An 18,267-nucleotide genomic window follows, 5' to 3' on the forward strand; every position below is an offset into this window, starting at 1 on the left:
CGACTTTCTCCAAGCCTCGGACACTGCGTTATTGGCATTATCCAAATATCTCCACTCACCGCCTGAGTTATCCCATCCTTCTGCATGTACAGTGAACGGATTGGCCCAGAGGAACAAAGCGGAAACCGCCAGCAAGCCTGCTTGACTTACTACCCTCTTTTTCTTCATCAAACCACCTCCTTGATTGTGTATCAACATGAATATAAGGTCCTATACCATGCTCTACATGCATACTCCCATATCACTGTTTAATGTGTCTGCATTAAATCAGTCTCTATATCCGGTTAAATTATTTATATATTTTCTCTATGCAAACAAAACAACTCGCAAAGATATGAAAAAATATCTTTGTAAGTAATTTTTGTATAAAGAAATTTATATCATGTTATTACTGTAAAAACCTAAATTATGTTTTTTATACTGTTTGTTCTTATAGATATTTCAGAAAATTTTTCTACAGTCCTTTTAAAATTTTTGCAAGTTACCGTCCTGTCAGTTATTTAATGCCAACACGGATATCTGACATAATATGTCCTATATAAGTTTATTCCACGCATATCTCACTCCACACTCTAATGCTTTAAGGTTACGTTAATATTATATTCATATAATATTATTATTTTAGTGTTTTGTCAAATAAGTCAAATCTTTAATTATCGTTTTGTTTTTATATCTTTTGCTGTAATACTTTTTTCAGTTTTTATAAATTAAACAGCATATTTGAATATATTTTTTTATTTTTTAGCTCTTATTTTTAGTGATTAAAACAGAAGCAAGATTGTTTGCAATGTATTATACATCTACTCAAATAGTCAAGCTATTGTACACATGTCTTTTATCCATATCCTTATTCATTAAGTCCTGTTCTTAATATTTTCGTCAGAAATAAAGTTTTAAAAAAGCACAACAAAAAACCGGCTCCGGGCAAAGCCCGAAACCGGCAATATTGTTTTATTCAAATTTATATGTAAATTATCTCTTTACATTGAATGCTGCCATACCAGGGTAGCAAGCGCTCTCACCAAGCTCCTCTTCGATTCTAAGTAACTGATTGTACTTAGCAACTCTCTCAGATCTTGAAGGTGCACCTGTCTTAATCTGACATGTGTTAAGAGCTACAGCAAGGTCTGCTATAGTTGTATCCTCTGTCTCACCTGATCTGTGTGAAGAAATTGAAGTATATCCTGCCTTGTGAGCCATCTTTATAGCCTCAAGTGTCTCAGAAACGGAACCGATCTGATTGAGCTTTATAAGAATTGAGTTTGCACAACCGTTGTCGATACCCTTCTTAAGTCTCTCAGTATTTGTAACGAATAAGTCATCACCTACAAGCTGAACTTTTCCGCCAAGTTCCTTTGTAAGAAGCTTCCATCCTTCCCAATCTTCCTCATCAAGACCGTCCTCGATAGAGATGATAGGATACTTCTCAACAAGCTTCTTCCAATGCTCAACAAGCTCTGCAGATGTGAACTCTGTTCCTGCTTTTGGAAGCTTATACTTTCCGATTGTACCTGTCTTCCACTCACTTGATGCTGCATCCATAGCGATCATGAAATCAACGCCCGGCTTATATCCTGCCTTCTCAACAGCCTTAAGAATGAACTCGATAGCTTCCTCATCGCCACCTGTAAGGTTTGGAGCAAAACCACCCTCATCACCTACACTTGTAGCAAGTCCTTCAGCCTTTAAAAGTGCTGCAAGGTTGTGGAATACTTCAGCACACCATCTAAGAGCCTCTTTGAAGCTTGGAGCTCCTACAGGCATAATCATAAACTCCTGAACGTCTACGTTGTTTGATGCATGAGCACCACCGTTTAAGATGTTCATCATCGGTACAGGAAGTCTGTTTGCATTTACACCACCAAGGAATCTGTAAAGCGGAATATCAAGTGAAATAGCTGCCGCTCTTGCACAAGCTATTGATACTGCAAGGATTGCATTAGCACCGAGCTTTGACTTATCCTTTGTTCCGTCGGCCTCGATCATTGCCTTATCTACAGCATAGATATCTGATGCATCCATACCTTCAAGTACATCATTGATAGTTGTATTTATATTCTCAACAGCCTTTGAAACACCCTTTCCGAGGTAACGTGACTTGTCACCGTCTCTAAGCTCAAGCGCCTCAAACTCACCTGTAGATGCACCTGATGGAGCTGTTCCTCTTCCGATTGTTCCGTCTACAAGATAAACCTCAGCCTCAACTGTCGGATTTCCTCTTGAGTCAAGTATTTCTCTTCCGATAACCTTCTCAATTTCTAAATAGTTCATTGGTAAAAACCTCCTTTTGGTCTCATATATCGCTTAACCTATATGATAAAATTATAACTCTATGCGACGATAGTATAATAACATAAATCTCAAGATAACTCTATATAAAAATATATAATTTTGTTATACTGTTGAATATTAGATTATATTGTGCCGAGCAATCAGGTACAAAAATGTAAACTTCGATGATTACTTCACTATTTTAGATATATTAAGGGGAATTTATGCCTGACTATAAGTATAATGAACAAGTCGATATAGAGAATATAAAGAAGCTCAGAACAATGCTTTCAGAGCTGCCTGCATTTTTTAAAGACTTTTTTAGAGGAATTGAGCCTCGTACACAATCAAGAACTCAAATTGCCTATGCCTATGATATAAAAATATTTTTGCAGTTTCTGCTTGAAGAAAATCCAAGTATTAAAAAATCCTATACCGATCTAACCGATATACCTATTTCAGTACTTGAAAGTCTTACTGTAACAGATATTGAGGAGTATATGGAGTATTTAAAATATCGTGACACTGACGGTAAGAAAATATCAAATAAGGAAAATGCCATAAAAAGAAAAATATCCACACTAAAGAGTGTATTTAAATATTTTTATCGTACCGAGAAGCTAAGCGAAAACATCATGGAAAGAGTGCAATTGCCGAAATTACATTCTAAAGAAATTATTAGACTTGATATTGATGAAGTCGCAATGATGATAGATGAAGCTGAAAACGGCGAAGGACTCAGTGACAGACAAAGAGCCTATCATGGAAAGACCAAAGTACGTGATGTGGCACTGCTCTCTTTATTGCTCGGTACAGGAATAAGAGTATCCGAATGTGTGGGACTTGATATATCCGATGTGGACTTTAAAAATAACGGGATCTTGATTCATAGAAAAGGTGGAAAAGATGTTACAATATATTTTTCAGATGAGGTAAAGGAAGCTCTGCAAAACTATTATGATGAAAGAGTTTTAATTCTGGAAGAAAGCGGACATGAAGGTGCATTTTTCTTATCAATACAAAACAAAAGACTATCCGTTCGTAGTGTTGAAAATCTTGTGAAAAAATATGCCAAGATAATCAGTCCTTTAAAGAAAATAACTCCACATAAGCTTCGTTCCACATATGGCACAAATCTATATAAGGAAACAGGTGATATATACCTGGTGGCTGATGTTCTGGGTCACAGTGATGTAAACACAACCAAAAAACACTATGCGGCTATAGAAGATGACAGGCGAAGAAGCGCCAGAAATGTGGTAAAGCTGAGGGAGAAATAATTTATTTCTCCCTCAATATATTTGGAATTATCTGTCGACCTTATAGCTTACAAGTATAAAGCAACCGGGATGCACCTTATTGCTGTCCATTCCGTTCATATCCATAATCTGTTCTATATACTTGCCATTAGATATACCTGTATTATTATATTTTTCAGATATACTCTCAAGGCTGTCGCCGTACTCAACTTTAACTGATGTATATCTTATATTCTCTGTATCCATGCCGGCTCTTGTAGTATTTGCCCTGCCAAGTAAAAAGCTTATTAAAAACAATGTAAAAATGAATGCTAAAAATACTTTTCTCATATTCTCCTCCAAACATTTGTTCTATGTAATAAGTCTACAATAAGAACATATGTTTGTCAAGAGAAAATCGAACATATGTTTTTTTACCTCATACTTCTCTTCATCGCCTTCTCTATTTCTCTTTGCTGTGTCTTTTTGGCAAGTGTCTCTCTCTTATCATAGTTTTTCTTTCCCCTTGCCAAACCTATTTCAACCTTTACAAGACTTCCCTTTAAATACACCTTTAAAGGTACTATGGTCAGTCCTTTTTCATTAAGCTTTGAATCGAGCTTTAATATCTCTTTCTTATGCATCAGAAGTTTTCTTACTCTCAAGGGATCTTTATTGAATATATTTCCCTTCTCATAAGGATTGATATGCATTCCCATGATAAAGACTTCACCGCGTTCGATTCTTATCCATGATTCCTTTATTGAAACATGACCCATTCTTACAGATTTTACCTCCGTTCCGAACAGCTCAATGCCTGTTTCATAGTTTTCCAAGATAAAATAATCAAAATATGCTTTTTTATTATTTGCTATTATCTTAATCCCCTCTGCCATCTCTCTCCTTTACAAGTTTAAAGTCAATTCTCTTTGCAAGTCTGTCTATATCATAGACTTTTACTCTTACCTTTTGACCCAAAACAAATTTCTTTTTTGTAATTTCTCCTACAAGTTCATATCCGGCTTCATTATAGACGAAGTAATCGCCTTCCAAGTCGGCCATTCTTATAAACCCTTCCACAGTGTTTTCAAGCTCTACAAATATACCGAAGCTTGTAACTCCGCTTATTATGCCGTCAAATTCCTCTCCCATATGCCCAAGCATATATTCGCATTTTTTATACTTTACAGTCTCTCTTTCGGCTTCCTCGGCTCTTCTTTCCATCTGTGATGATTGTAAAGCTACACCGTCCAAAATAGCTCTGTAGTGCTCTGTCCGTCTTTCGGAAAGTCCGTTTTTTATATTTTCTTTTATTATCCTATGTATCTGCAGGTCGGGATACCTTCTTATAGGTGAGGTAAAATGAGTATAATATTTTGCCGCAAGACCGAAATGACCTATGCATGATGTATCATACCTTGCCTGCTTCATACTTCTGAGCGCAATCCTTGATATAATGGCCTCGGCATCACTTCCTTCAATGCTTGCCAGAAGCTTTTGAAGTTCCTTCGGAGATACTTCATCATTTTTTCTTCTGAGCGTAAAGCCGAAGTTATTTATGAAAATTGCCAGACTCTTTATCTTTTCGGGATCCGGATTTTCATGGACTCTATAAAGAAACGGCAAATCCTGCCAGAAAAAATCCTCTGCTACGGTCTCATTTGCAGCAAGCATAAAATCCTCTATAAGCTTTGTAGCCGAATTCCTTTCATATGGCTTAATATCTACCGCCTTACCGTTTTTATCAAGTATTACCTTACTCTCCGGCAGGTCAAAATCTATAGATCCACGTTTTGTTCTTGCGCCTCTTAGAAGTTCGGATACAAGTTTGAAATTATTAAAAAGCTCAATATAATCGCTGTACCTTTTCTTTGTCTCCTCATTTGAATCTGTAATAATTTCATTAACCGCAGTATATGTCATTCTCTCATTTACATTAATAACACTCTCGCAGATATTATGTCCTATTATATTACCCTTTTCATCTATCTCCATCAAACATGAAAGTGCAAGTCTGTCTTCACCCTGATTTAATGAACAGATTCCGTTACTTAGCTTTCTCGGAAGCATAGGAATCACTCTGTCTACCAGATATACGCTTGTAGCTCTGTGTAATGCCTCCTTATCAAGTGCTGTATTCTCTCTCACATAATGAGTAACATCCGCTATATGAACCCCCAAATGCCATATATTTCCATTCTTCTCAAGTGTTATGGCATCATCCAAATCCTTTGCATCCTCACCGTCTATTGTAACGGTAACCAGATCTCTGAAATCCTGTCTTCCTTTTATATCTTTTTCAAGAACCGTACTCGGAATTTTTTTCAATTCATTTTCCACATCATCGCCAAACTTTTCAGGGAGACCGAAAGCTCTGACTATGGAAAGTATATCAACTCCTGCATCCGTGCTTTTTCCAAGAATTTCAATGACCTTGCCCTCAGGCTTCTTTTTATCACCACCGAAATCTGTGATCTCAACAACCACCTTATCTCCGGTTTTTGCACCCTTATCTCTTGCTGCAGGAATATATATATCTTTTAAAATCTTTGTGTCGTCAGGCAATACAAAGCCGAATTTATTATTCTTCTTGTAATAACCTACCATTTGAATATTGGCATGCTTTTCTATACCTATAATATGTCCTTCAGCTCTTTTTTCGCTGCTTTCAATATCTATAACAACTTTTACCTGATCTCCGTTCATGGCATTTGCTGTATAATCGGCAGGAATAAATATATCCGAATCTCTTCCTTCCACTCTTACAAAACCGAATCCCTTTGGATTTGCCATAAACTCACCGATTAAAAACTTATTCTCAGGTTTTTTATACTTACCTCTTTTGCTTATTTCAAGTCTGCCTTCAAGCAGCAATTCTTTCAATACTTCATCCAGCTCAGGTCTTCTTTCTTTATCAACGTTAAAAAAAACCGCCAGTTCTTTTGCCTTCATAGGCACGTACAGAGGGCTTTCTATAAAGTCCATCACTATCTTTTTTCTTTTTTCTAAATTCTTATCCATATAAACCTTTATAAATAAAAAGCACTCTTTTGAGTGCTTTTTGTTATTTAACAATATTTAAAACCAATGATAAAATCAAAAATAATGCCGCAGCAACCTTTGTAAGCTTCTCAAGTAAGCCTTCAACCGAACGGCCTCTGTTCTTACCCCAATATGTATCGGCAATACCGCCTATTGAACCAAGTCCCTGCTCATTTCCTTCCTGAAATAATACTACTGCAGTCAGGAAAACGCATACTAAAATAAATATTATTGAAATAATCCTGTTTAACATTAACATATTTACACTCCATTAAAATACAAAACTGTTCTTATAATATCACTAAACAGTACTAATTGCAAGCCGGATTTTATTACTCAATCCTTACATTGCTGTCACTGTTTTTCTCTTTCTCAGTCTGTGAAGACTCTTTGTTTCCTGTGACCTTTACCTTAGCACTGTTACTTACCCATATACTCGGCAAAATTTCATAAGAATATTTTACAGAGTAGTCACCTGTTTTACTTGTGTTCACATTAGACTCAACCTTTATTTTTCTCCTGTCAATTTCCGTAATCTCATCATCATTTTGAATCTTTGCGGTTACAAGATTGTCAAAGTTTTTCCACTCACTTCCGACTGTAATCTCAAGGTCTTTACAATCAAGAATCTTTTGAAACTCTACATATACCTTTGAAAGAGAATGATTATACTTATCCTTTTTACCAAGATGTAATTCAAGTCCTTCATCGTATATATGCTTTTTTTCTCCGACTATAAAACTGTATTTATCCTGTAATGAACCGTTTTTTATAAGGAGGGAATATCCTCTGTCATTTACAAGGCTCTGTAAATCCTTTGTATTGACACTGATATAGCTGTAATCGTTTACAAATGCGTCTTTCTTTTCATCTGTAGTAAACATCGAACAGAATGCCGCATTGGCTCCCGGAAGCTTTTCAATTATATCATTCGGCAATATATCATAGCTTTCCTCATCACGCCTTACTATACCTACTGTTTTTCCGTTTAAAAAATCTTCCGCCCTGTCACTTCCGTGGCAGGTTGCTATACTCATATTAAGTTCTTTCTTGATAGGATATCTGTAATCCAATTTGAAAACAAAGATATTATTTGTATTAACTTCTTCAATAGTCTTCAAATCATCCACAAAATCATCTTTTTTTTCTATTACCATTCTTCGCTCTATGATTTCCATAGGCAAAATGCCTTCAAATTTTTGTCCTGCAGCTAATTTCCCATCTATCTTTACAGAATTAACCTTATTAAAATCCACCTTTTTTCCGGACTTTCTTTCAGTCTCTGTGACAGTCTTTCCGTCAGTCACATACTTTATATCAACACCTGATAGATCTCCGGTAAAAATATCAAGACTTGAGTTTATAAGTCTAAGCTCAGACACACTGCCCTCCGTCTTAGGAGGCAGTGTTATATCAAAACTTATATCTCTTTCCACATCCGAACTGTTTTCAATATTTGCACTTAGACAGAGATTACTGTAAATATCCATATCCAGTATATCAGCAAAATTTTTTATAATACTTCTTCTATTATCATTCTCGCTCACGGAAATCAAGGACATAGCATTTGAACCATATTCGGTTTCTCCACTCAGATTATTAAGTACTCTAATTCTGAATGATGTCTTAACTCCGTTATCATTGCTTTCATAATCCGGATTTATAGGGTTTTTAAATACGGCATTTCTTCCTTCTCCATAAGCTCTGGTGTCATCTCCGACTAGCACAGAAGTAAGCAATATAACTGAAAACACAAAAAGACAAAAGTACCTGATAAAAGCTTTACTTTTCTTTTTCCTTCCTCTACTTCTAACCATATCTATCTCTCACTTTTCTAAAACAAAGCACATATCTGTCAAAGATTACCCCACAGCTTAATTTAAACTAGGATCTGATTCTGATATTCTTTTCCTCAAGCTTCTTTAATATCTTATCCATAACCTCATTCACATCCGCATCAAGAAGAGTTCTTTCCTTGTTTCTGAATGTAAGTGAATAAGCCACCGACTTAAATCCTGCCTCTATCTGATCTCCCTCGTAGATATCAAACAGATTAAAGAACTCAAGATTGCTTCCGCCGTTTTCAGAAATTATATCCTCAATCTCACCTACCAAAACGCTTCTTGGCACTACCAATGAAATATCTCTTGAAATTGCAGGATATTTTGCTATTCCTGTATATTTAATATCAAAGTTTACAAAAGGAATTACATTCGGCATATCAAGTACCGCTATATAGGTCTTCTCACCCAATTTATAATTTTCACATACAATCGGATGCACCTCACCCAAATATCCGAGGCGAACTCCGTCAAGTACTATATCGGCCTTTCTTCCCGGATGTAAGAACTCTTCCTTACAACTTGGATCATAGTGAAGCTTACATGCAATTCCTATTGTATATAAGAATTCCTCTACCACACCCTTCATATCAAAGAAGTTTTCCTTACCGTAGAATCCAAGTACAAACTGCATTCTCTCATCAGGCAATTCCTTTAAAGGAAGCTCCTTAGGAATATAGATGTTTGCAAGCTCAAATAAATGCACATCCTTATTTCTTCTGTTGTAATTTGTTGAAAGAGAATTAAGTATACCGTTTACAGCCTGAGTTCTCATCATTCTGAAATCTTCACCAAGAGGATTTGAAATCTCTATTGCTTTTCTGTAATGGCTGTCCTTTGATAATCCGAGCTTGTCAAAAACCTTTGCACTCTCAAATGAATAGTTCATCGCCTCTGAGAATCCTAAGAACTTTGCCACCTCTCTTGCAAATTCTTCTATTTCAAGCTTCATACTGATACCGCCTATAGTAGCGCTTGATTTAGGCAATGTTGTCGGTATCTTATCGTATCCGAAAAATCTTGCCACTTCCTCGGCCAAATCCGCCATGAAGTGAATATCCTGTCTGAATGTAGGAGCCACAATCTCATTAGTCTCTTTATCGTATTTTAACTCAATTCTGTCAAAGATTTCAAGCATATCTTCCTTTGATATGGAAGTTCCAAGTAATTTATTGATTCTTTCAGGCTCAAAGGCTACTCTTGACTCTACCGCCTTTATCGGGTAAACATCAACAGTTCCGCCTACTACTTCTCCCGCTCCAAGTTCTTCCACCAGGGAACATGCTCTCATCATAGCATCGTAAGCATTGTTCGGATCAAGTCCCTTTTCAAATTTTCCTGATGAATCTGTACGAAGTCCTATTCTCTTTGATGAAAGTCTGATATTTGTACCGTCAAATGTAGCGCATTCAAATATCATTGTGCTTACATCATCTGTAATCTTTGAGTTCTCACCACCCATAATTCCGGCAATGGCTACAGCTTTTTTAGCATCATTTATCATAAGTATGTTGCTGTCAAGCTTTCTTACCACTCCGTCAAGAGTTTCAAACTCATCTCCGTCCTTTGCTCTGTCTACAACTATTTTTTGTCCTTCGATAAGATTGTAATCAAAAGCATGCATAGGCTGACCGTACTCTGCCATAACATAGTTTGTTATATCCACTATATTATTTATAGGTCTTATTCCCACTGCACGAAGTCTTTGCTGCATCCATGCCGGTGACGGTGCAAGCTTTATATTCTTTACAACTCTTGCCACGTATCTCTTGCAAAGAGTTTCATCCTTCACTTCCACAGACAAATAATCATTTACATTCTCAGAATTTCCTGTTGTATTTACCTGCGGTAAAACAAGCTTTTTCTTAAATGTAGCAGCAGCCTCTCTTGCAATTCCTATTACTCCGTAGCAGTCCACTCTGTTTGATGTGATTTCATACTCAAATACTGTATCTCTAAGTCCTAAAAGTTCTATAGCATCGCTGCCGACTTTCGCATCCTTTGGCAAGATATATATTCCGTTTTCAGGTGCATCAGGGAAGTAGTTCTTATCTTGTCCAAGCTCATCAATAGAGCACATCATACCGAATGACTCAACTCCGCGAAGCTTACCTTTCTTTATCTTGATGCCATTTTCAGGCAACGGACTTCCGTCATGTCCTCCTGCAACTTTTCCGCCGTCTAAAACTACAGGCACCTTATCACCTACCGAAACATTAGGCGCTCCTGTAACTATCTGTATTTTTTCATTTCCGACATCCACCTGACAAACAATAAGTTTATCCGCATCAGGATGTTTCTCTATTGAAAGAATCTCTCCTACAACTATTTTATCGAGATTTTTATCCAATTCTTTATAACCCTCTACCTTTGTTCCGGTAAGAGTCATTGCATCTGTATATTCACTTGGAGTGACTTCCAAGTCAGGCACATAGGCCTTTATCCATGATAATGCTGTATCCATTCTTCACCTCTGTTATTTACTGTAAATATAATATTTTGTACAAGCTTTATTAGAATTGCTTTAAGAATCTGATATCATTCTCGTATAAAAGTCTCATATCATCGATTTCATACTTTAATAGAGCGATTCTCTCAAGTCCGATACCGAATGCAAAACCGTTGTATTCATTCTTGTCTACACCACACATATCAAATACATGTGGATGTACCATTCCACAACCAAGGATCTCTATCCAACCGCTGCCCTTACAGAATCTGCATCCGCTTCCATGACATTTAAAACAGGTCACATCCATCTCTGCACTTGGCTCTGTAAACGGGAAATGGTGAGGTCTGAACTTAACTTTAGTATCTTCTCCAAATAATTTTTTAGCAAATACCTCAAGTGTTCCCTTAAGATCTGCAAATGTGATATCCTTATCTACAATAAGTCCCTCTATCTGGTTAAATGTAGGTGAATGAGTGGCATCCACTTCGTCTGAACGATACACTCTTCCCGGGCTTATCATCTTTATAGGAAGCTTTCCTGTCTCCATAATTCTTGCCTGTACGGGTGATGTCTGAGTACGAAGCACTATATCCTTTGTTATGTAGAAGGTATCCTGTTCATCCTTTGCAGGGTGATCCTCAGGAATATTAAGCTTTGTAAAGTTGTATTCATCAAACTCTATCTCAGGTCCTTCCACAACCTCATATCCCATATTTGTAAATATTTTTTCAACTTCATGTAATGCGATTACATTCGGATGATTGTGCCCGAATTCTCTCTTGTTTGCAGGCAATGTGACATCTATAGTCTCCGCTTTTAACTTTGCCTCAAGCGCAAGCTTTGCAAGCTCGCTTCCGACATTATTTAATGTATTTTCAATAGCTTCTCTTGCTTCATTTACTACTTTACCGAATTCAGCTCTTTCTTCAGGAGCTATATTTTTCATATTTTTAAGAAGAGCGGTAAGTTCGCCCTTTTTACCAAGATATGCTACCTTAAGCTCATTCAATCTTTCTTTGTTTTCTGCACTGTTTATCTTTTCTAAAGCTTCTTTTTGAAGTTTCTCTATTATGTCCAGCATTTTTTCTCCTTATTTAATGAATAGTCATGCCCCATATCAGTTTAAACTAATATGGGGCCGGCAAAAGTCCTATCTATAGATAATATCATCTCTACCCGGTCCATTGCTTACCAACTTTACAGGTACTTCAAGTTCTTTTTCTATAAACTCAATATACTTCCTACAATTCTCAGGCAATTCCTCATACTTCTTTATACCTCTGATATCACAATTCCATCCCGGAAGATATTCATATACAGGTTTTGCAATCTTTAATTTATTTGTCGTAGGGAAGTCCTTGGTTATCTCACCATTTATATCATAGCCTACACATACAGGAATCTCCTTTAGATATCCGAGTACATCAAGTACTGTAAGTGCGACCTCTGTAGTACCCTGAATTCTTACACCGTATCTGGATGCTACAGCATCAAACCATCCCATTCTTCTGGGTCTTCCTGTGGTAGCACCGAACTCACCACCGTCTCCACCTCTTCTTCTAAGTTCATCTGCAGCAGCCTCATCCTCTATCTCACTGACGAATTCTCCTGCGCCTACCGCTGATGAGTAGGCCTTAACCACTGTTGTGATTTCTTTTATCTCATATGGAGCAATACCTGCACCGATAGCACCGTATGCAGCCAATGTGGAAGATGATGTAACCATAGGATAGATTCCGTGGTCAGGATCCTTTAGTGAACCCAGCTGACCCTCAAGGAGAATATTCTTTCCTTCTTTTATAGCCTTGTAAAGATATGAACTCACATCGCATACAAAAGGTTCAACCATATCTCTGTACTCATGAAGTGTATTCATAAGTTCTGTTTTATCAAGCTCAGGCATATTGTAAAGATGCTTGAACATAACATTTTTTAATGTACAAATCTTTTCAACCTTTTCTTCCAATATTTCATCATCAAAAAGCTCACTTACCTGTATTCCGATTTTTGCAAACTTATCTGAATAAAAAGGAGCTATTCCTGACTTGGTAGAGCCATATGCTTTTCCGGCAAGTCTTGCTTCCTCATAGGTATCCTGCAAAATATGATATGGCATCAGAAGCTGTGCTCTGTCTGATACCAAAATCTTAGGTCTCGGTACACCTTTTTCAACCAGTTCGTTTATCTCTTTAACAAGATATGGAATATTAAGTGCAACACCGTTTCCTATAATGCTTGTTGTATGATCATAAAATACTCCTGACGGCAACAGATGCAAAGCAAACTTACCGTAATTGTTTATAATTGTATGACCTGCATTGCTGCCACCCTGAAAACGAATAATAATATCCGCCTTTGCCGCAAGCATATCTGTGATTTTGCCCTTACCTTCGTCGCCCCAATTGGCGCCTACAATAGCTCTTACCATTTAATTCTCCTTACACATTTATATCAGCCTTTAATCCCAGAATATCTTTATTTTCATCCAGTATAGGCTTGATAATTCTTTTTATAAAATCTTCAACCTGAACGCTGCTTCTTCCGATATATTTTTCAGGCTTCATAGACTCTTTCAATTCTTCCTTTGAAAGATTGAACATAGGATCTTTTGCAATCAAATCAAGCAGATTGTTTTCTTCACCAAGTTCTTTTACATTCTTTCCGGCAATCATTGAAAGCTCTCTAATTCTTTCATGCAGCTCCTGCCTGTCTCCACCGGCTTTTACCGCATCCATCATTATATTCTCTGTAGCCATAAAAGGCAATTCTGACATCAAATGTTTTTCTATAACTTTCGGATATACCACCAATCCGTCCACTACATTTAAATATAAATCAAGTATACCGTCTATGCTTAAAAAGCCTTCAGGTATTGAAAGTCTCTTATTTGCGGAATCGTCAAGTGTCCTTTCAAACCACTGAGTGGATGCCACCATCATAGGATTCATAACATCACTCATTACATAGTTTGCCAAGGATGCAATTCTCTCGCTTCTCATCGGATTTCTCTTATATGCCATAGCTGATGAGCCTATCTGTGACTTTTCAAAAGGCTCTTCAATCTCTTTTAAATGTTGCAAAAGTCTGATATCATTTGAGAACTTATGTGCCGAAGCCGCAATACCTGCAAGCACATTTAATACCTTGATATCCACTTTTCTTGAGTATGTTTGCCCTGAAACAGGATAACATTCCTTAAATCCCATCTTATTTGCAATCATAGGATCTATTTTATTTATCTTCTCATCATCTCCGTCAAAAAGTTCCACAAAAGAGGCTTGAGTACCTGTAGTACCCTTACATCCCAAAAGCTTTAAATTCTCAAGAGTATAATTTACATCCTCATAATCTAGCAAAAGCTCATTTATCCAAAGTGTAGCTCTCTTACCCACTGTGGTAGGCTGTGCCGGTTGGAAATGAGTAAATGCCAAAGTAGGCAAATCCTTATATTTTAAAGCAAACTTTGAAAGTTCGTTTATTACATTGATAAGCTTTTCTTTTACCAGCTCCAGTGCTTCCTTCATTATGATAATATCCGTATTATCTCCTACATAACAGCTGGTTGCTCCAAGATGAATAATACCTTTTGCTTTTGGACATTGTACTCCGTAGGCGTATACATGACTCATTACATCATGCCTTACTTGCTTTTCCCTTTCCTTTGCCACATCAAAATTTATATCATCCTGAAATTTCTTTAATTCTTCTATTTGCTCATCAGTAATATTCAGGCCGAGTTCTTTTTCCGTCTCTGCAAGAGCAATCCACAGTTTTCTCCAAGTTTTAAACTTCTTGTCCTGTGAAAAAATATATTGCATCTTTGCACTTGCATATCTTTCTGAAAGCGGACTAATATATCTATCTTTCAAGCCTTCCTCCTATTGTATACCAAGTCTTTTAAATACTTCGGCGTAGGCATCTTCCACTCCGCCCAAATCTCTTCTGAATCTGTCCTTATCCAGTTTTTCATGGGTTTCTTTATCCCATAATCTGCATGTGTCCGGTGATATCTCATCAGCAAGAATTATATCTCCCTTATATCTGCCGAATTCTATTTTAAAATCTATCAGGTCTATTCCAAGTCCGTCAAAATAATTAATCAGTGTTTCATTTACTTTGAAAGCGTATGAGGCAATCTTGTCAATCTCATCCTGAGTTGCAAGATCAAGCGCCAATGCATAATAACCGTTTATAAAAGGATCTCCAAGATCATCATCTTTATAGGAAAATTCCAAGGTAGGAGTTTTTAACTTGATTCCCTCTTCCATGCGGAGCTTTTTAGCAAAGCTTCCTGCAGAGTAGTTTCTCACTATTACCTCAAGCGGTACTATCTTTACAGCTTTTACAGCAGTCTCTCTGTCGTTAAGCTCTTCGATATAATGAGTAGGAACGCCCTTCTTTTCCAAAAGTTTAAATAGATGATTTGTCATACGATTATTAATCGCACCTTTTCCTACTATTGTTCCTTTTTTCTCTCCGTTAAATGCTGTGGCATCATCCTTATAAGAAACTATGAGCACATCAGGGTCCGCAGTCTTAAATACTTTCTTAGCTTTTCCTTCATACAGCTGCTCCAACTTCTCCATTGTACACCTCCATTTGCTTTCAAAATCTACAATATCCCTCTGTCCACCAATAAAACAAAGCGGGCAGATACCACGGTTGTATTATATACCACTATAAAGGATGTGGCAATATATTAGGAAAAAAAGGATATCTCTATTCACCTGGGAGTGAATAGAAATATCCTCTAAAACGGAGTATCTATTTTATTTTTAGGAATAATCCCGACTTAATAAGCACAGGCCTAAGAGCCGCATAAAGTATTACTATCAATACTGTACTTACTATTGCATTTATAAGAGTTGTACCTGCCGCCCATGTAGCCATGATCTTTGCGGCATCCGCCTGAACTCCCAAAATATATACCTTATACAAATATCCTACTATAGGATCGAATATAACATTGAATCCCAGTCCACAAATTGAAGATATTGCAGTCCACTTCATAATATACTTTGTATCATGATTTTCTGTAATATGTGCTATTTTATGTGCGACAAAACCTGCAATAAGTCCGATGCAAAGCTTTAATATAAATGTCTTAGGTGCAGATGTTATATATACCGGATCTAAAATATCAGCTATGGTCATTCCAAGGCTTCCCGCTATACCGCCATATACTCCTCCAAGCAATATCGCAGCAATAACACAAAAAGCGTTTCCTATATGTAAGGCTGTCATATCACCTGATATTGTAGGAATCGGTATCTTTAAATATGTGAAACTCACATAACATAATGCCGCCATAAGTGCCGTTGCTACAAGTTTAAAAACCGTACTGTCTTTTGTTCTTTCCATGATCTTTCCTCCATCATTTTTGGCTGACATAAGTATATAAAAATAGTGGTATGATTAAAATATCCACTTTGAATAGTTTCAATCATACCACTTATATTATTTGAATATATTTTCCTCGTTTTTATTTTAATTATTATTCCAAATTCAATTTATCTCTGAGTATGCGATAGCTTATTGCATAGGCAATTACAGCTATTATTATATTCTTTGTACCAATTAAAATCATTGTAATGATACTATATACACCTGGACTATGTATAAAAGGCCCGTATACAAATGCTTTTGTTATCACTTCTATTATTGCGTCAACAGCATTAAATACTCTGTTCATAACTATAAATATTATTACACTCATCAAGATTTTATGTGAATTAAACAGCTGCCCGATTGAAACTGCTAAAAATAAAAGCAATGTATTGGAAACTGTTTGTATAATTGCAAATAAACAGCCAAAGACTATTCCAAGTACAATTCCCATACCGTTTAACATTGTAAAATCACCCAGTACTGCACCTTTAAATCTTGCTATATAAAGCATCAAATCTCCAAATCCGTCTGTTACCAATATATATCCACCCAATATGATACTTGCCGATACAACAATCATCAGCGTTACAATTGTTTGTACTACTACCGCCGGTATTACCTTACCCAAAATAATCTCATGTTTCTTTAAAGGCAATGTATTTGTAAAATATCCTACACCTGAATACACAGTTTTATAAAACCTGACTCCTATATATATATTCATACCTATTCCTGTAACAATCAATATAACTACGTATAAAATAAAAGTTATATATGCCAAAAAAATCGATAATATACCTCCCTCCGAGTCATTAATTCCAAAAACCAACATCGGAACTATTACTACACAGAAAATTATTCCCGTAATAACAGCAAGCGCTATTGCTACCGGTAAAAGTGCAGATTTCATTTGCTTAAATTCATATTTTATCAATTTACCCGACATTTAATACCTCCTTGAAATATTCGTCTATAGAACAGCCTTTTTCATTTCTTATACGGTCTACAGTATCATATAATATGATTTCTCCGTCCCTTATAAATATAACCTCGTCAAGCATACTCTCCACCTCCGGAGTAATACTTGTAGATATCAAAATGCCGGCATTCCTATTATAGTTACTTAAAATTATTTTCAGTATATAATCTCTTGCATCAGCGTCTACATTAATGAAGGGTTCGTCCAAAACGTAGAGCTTTGCATTCCTACTCATAACAAGTATAGCTTGCAACTTTCTTCTGTTTTCTTTTGACAAAGCCTTTATCTTGAATTTATCCGGAATCTTTAAATCATTAAACATATCATAGGCTCTGTCTTTGGAGAAATCCTCATAAAAATCGGCATGCATACATATTGTATCTTTAACCGTCATACTTTCATCAAGGAAAATTTTATCCGGAAGATATGCAACATAGGATTTGGTTATTTCATTCGGTTCAACTCCGTCAACACTCACTACTCCCTCAGTCTGCTTTAATACACCTGTAATTATCTTCATTAAAGTAGTTTTACCTCCACCCTTAGGACTGAACAGCCCTACAATTTTTCCGGACGGTATATTCAGGTTTATATTATTCAGTGCCTTTTTAATTCCATATTTTTTACTGACAGCCTTTAAACTAAGTAAATCAAGCATTTTTCACTTCCTCCATCTTCTCTATGTTCTTAATTATTTCCTCTTTTGAAAACCCCATATTAACCATATTAAAAAAATATTCCGATGTATATTCTCTTGCCATTTCCTCTTTGCTTTGCTTAATTATTTCCCTATTATTTGTAGCTTCTCTACCTGTATTTCTTATAGTATCTACAAGCCCCGTTCTCTCAAGCTCCGCATACGCCCTTTGGACAGTATTTGGGTTTACATTCAACACATTTGAAAGCTCTCTTACGCTCAGAAGCTTATCTCCGCATCCTATCTCACCTGAAAATATTTGCATTCTTATATAATCAATAATCTGCAAATACACGGCTCTGTCAGATTTCACCTTCCATTCCATATACTCCCCTTCCGTTTATTGTACTACTTCATTA

The 18,267-nt window shown here is 36.4% G+C and carries 16 protein-coding genes; 1 reads left to right on the plus strand and 15 read right to left on the minus strand.

The genetic code is table 11. The features are described 5' to 3' along the window. Positions 1-972: 972 nt before the first annotated feature. Positions 973-2,271 (minus strand): phosphopyruvate hydratase, encoded by a 1,299-nt coding sequence (eno, locus tag EHV10_RS14130; RefSeq protein WP_128675204.1) that lies wholly within the window; start codon positions 2,269-2,271, stop codon positions 973-975. 224 nt (positions 2,272-2,495) lie between these two features. Here eno and EHV10_RS14135 point away from each other — a divergent pair, with 224 nt between their 5' ends. Further along, on the plus strand, positions 2,496-3,551 hold the full coding sequence (locus EHV10_RS14135) for a tyrosine-type recombinase/integrase (RefSeq protein ID WP_128675205.1): 1,056 nt from the start codon (positions 2,496-2,498) through the stop codon (positions 3,549-3,551). Between the two features lie 27 nt (positions 3,552-3,578). On the opposite strand, the gene EHV10_RS14140 is transcribed toward EHV10_RS14135, so the two are convergent. The 14 genes from EHV10_RS14140 to EHV10_RS14205 all read right to left on the minus strand — a co-directional run bounded on the left by EHV10_RS14140 (position 3,579) and on the right by EHV10_RS14205 (position 18,233). Further along, a complete protein-coding gene (locus EHV10_RS14140; RefSeq protein WP_128675206.1) occupies positions 3,579-3,860 on the minus strand; it encodes a LysM peptidoglycan-binding domain-containing protein in 282 nt (93 codons plus the stop codon). Between the two features lie 83 nt (positions 3,861-3,943). Then, complete coding sequence (gene smpB, locus EHV10_RS14145; RefSeq protein ID WP_007591038.1) at positions 3,944-4,405, minus strand: SsrA-binding protein SmpB; 462 nt, start codon at positions 4,403-4,405, stop codon at positions 3,944-3,946. Then, on the minus strand, positions 4,389-6,530 hold the full coding sequence (gene rnr, locus EHV10_RS14150) for a ribonuclease R (RefSeq protein WP_128675207.1): 2,142 nt from the start codon (positions 6,528-6,530) through the stop codon (positions 4,389-4,391). The genes smpB and rnr overlap by 17 nt, the downstream gene beginning before the upstream one ends. A gap of 43 nt (positions 6,531-6,573) precedes the next feature. Beyond that, a complete protein-coding gene (secG, locus tag EHV10_RS14155; protein WP_034212181.1) occupies positions 6,574-6,804 on the minus strand; it encodes a preprotein translocase subunit SecG in 231 nt (76 codons plus the stop codon). 79 nt (positions 6,805-6,883) lie between these two features. Further along, positions 6,884-8,368, minus strand: a complete 1,485-nt coding sequence (locus EHV10_RS14160) for a bacterial Ig-like domain-containing protein (protein WP_128675208.1) — start codon at positions 8,366-8,368, stop codon at positions 6,884-6,886. A 67-nt stretch (positions 8,369-8,435) separates the two neighbouring features. Continuing rightward, positions 8,436-10,856, minus strand: coding sequence for a phenylalanine--tRNA ligase subunit beta (gene pheT, locus EHV10_RS14165; RefSeq protein ID WP_128675209.1), 2,421 nt, complete (start codon positions 10,854-10,856; stop codon positions 8,436-8,438). Positions 10,857-10,905: 49 nt separating this feature from the next. Continuing rightward, a complete protein-coding gene (pheS, locus tag EHV10_RS14170; protein WP_128675210.1) occupies positions 10,906-11,925 on the minus strand; it encodes a phenylalanine--tRNA ligase subunit alpha in 1,020 nt (339 codons plus the stop codon). Positions 11,926-11,994: 69 nt separating this feature from the next. Then, positions 11,995-13,272 (minus strand): adenylosuccinate synthase, encoded by a 1,278-nt coding sequence (locus EHV10_RS14175; RefSeq protein ID WP_128675211.1) that lies wholly within the window; start codon positions 13,270-13,272, stop codon positions 11,995-11,997. A 10-nt stretch (positions 13,273-13,282) separates the two neighbouring features. Continuing rightward, positions 13,283-14,713 carry an adenylosuccinate lyase gene (gene purB / locus EHV10_RS14180; protein ID WP_128675212.1) on the minus strand — a complete coding sequence of 477 codons (1,431 nt, stop codon included), beginning with the start codon at positions 14,711-14,713 and terminating at the stop codon, positions 13,283-13,285. A 9-nt stretch (positions 14,714-14,722) separates the two neighbouring features. Beyond that, positions 14,723-15,430 carry a phosphoribosylaminoimidazolesuccinocarboxamide synthase gene (gene purC, locus EHV10_RS14185; RefSeq protein ID WP_128675213.1) on the minus strand — a complete coding sequence of 236 codons (708 nt, stop codon included), beginning with the start codon at positions 15,428-15,430 and terminating at the stop codon, positions 14,723-14,725. 178 nt (positions 15,431-15,608) lie between these two features. Beyond that, positions 15,609-16,205, minus strand: coding sequence for an ECF transporter S component (locus EHV10_RS14190; protein ID WP_007591025.1), 597 nt, complete (start codon positions 16,203-16,205; stop codon positions 15,609-15,611). Positions 16,206-16,338: 133 nt separating this feature from the next. Continuing rightward, a complete protein-coding gene (locus EHV10_RS14195) occupies positions 16,339-17,178 on the minus strand; it encodes a hypothetical protein (RefSeq protein ID WP_128675214.1) in 840 nt (279 codons plus the stop codon). Then, positions 17,168-17,869 carry an ATP-binding cassette domain-containing protein gene (locus EHV10_RS14200; protein ID WP_128675215.1) on the minus strand — a complete coding sequence of 234 codons (702 nt, stop codon included), beginning with the start codon at positions 17,867-17,869 and terminating at the stop codon, positions 17,168-17,170. Before EHV10_RS14200 ends, EHV10_RS14195 begins: the two co-directional genes overlap by 11 nt. Continuing rightward, positions 17,862-18,233: a GntR family transcriptional regulator gene (locus EHV10_RS14205; RefSeq protein ID WP_128675216.1), complete on the minus strand. Its 372-nt coding sequence runs from the start codon at positions 18,231-18,233 to the stop codon at positions 17,862-17,864. Before EHV10_RS14205 ends, EHV10_RS14200 begins: the two co-directional genes overlap by 8 nt. Between the last annotated feature and the right edge of the window lie 34 nt (positions 18,234-18,267).

Source organism: Lachnoanaerobaculum gingivalis (assembly GCF_003862475.1).
In the GTDB taxonomy this organism is placed as follows: Bacteria; Bacillota; Clostridia; order Lachnospirales; family Lachnospiraceae; genus Lachnoanaerobaculum; species Lachnoanaerobaculum gingivalis.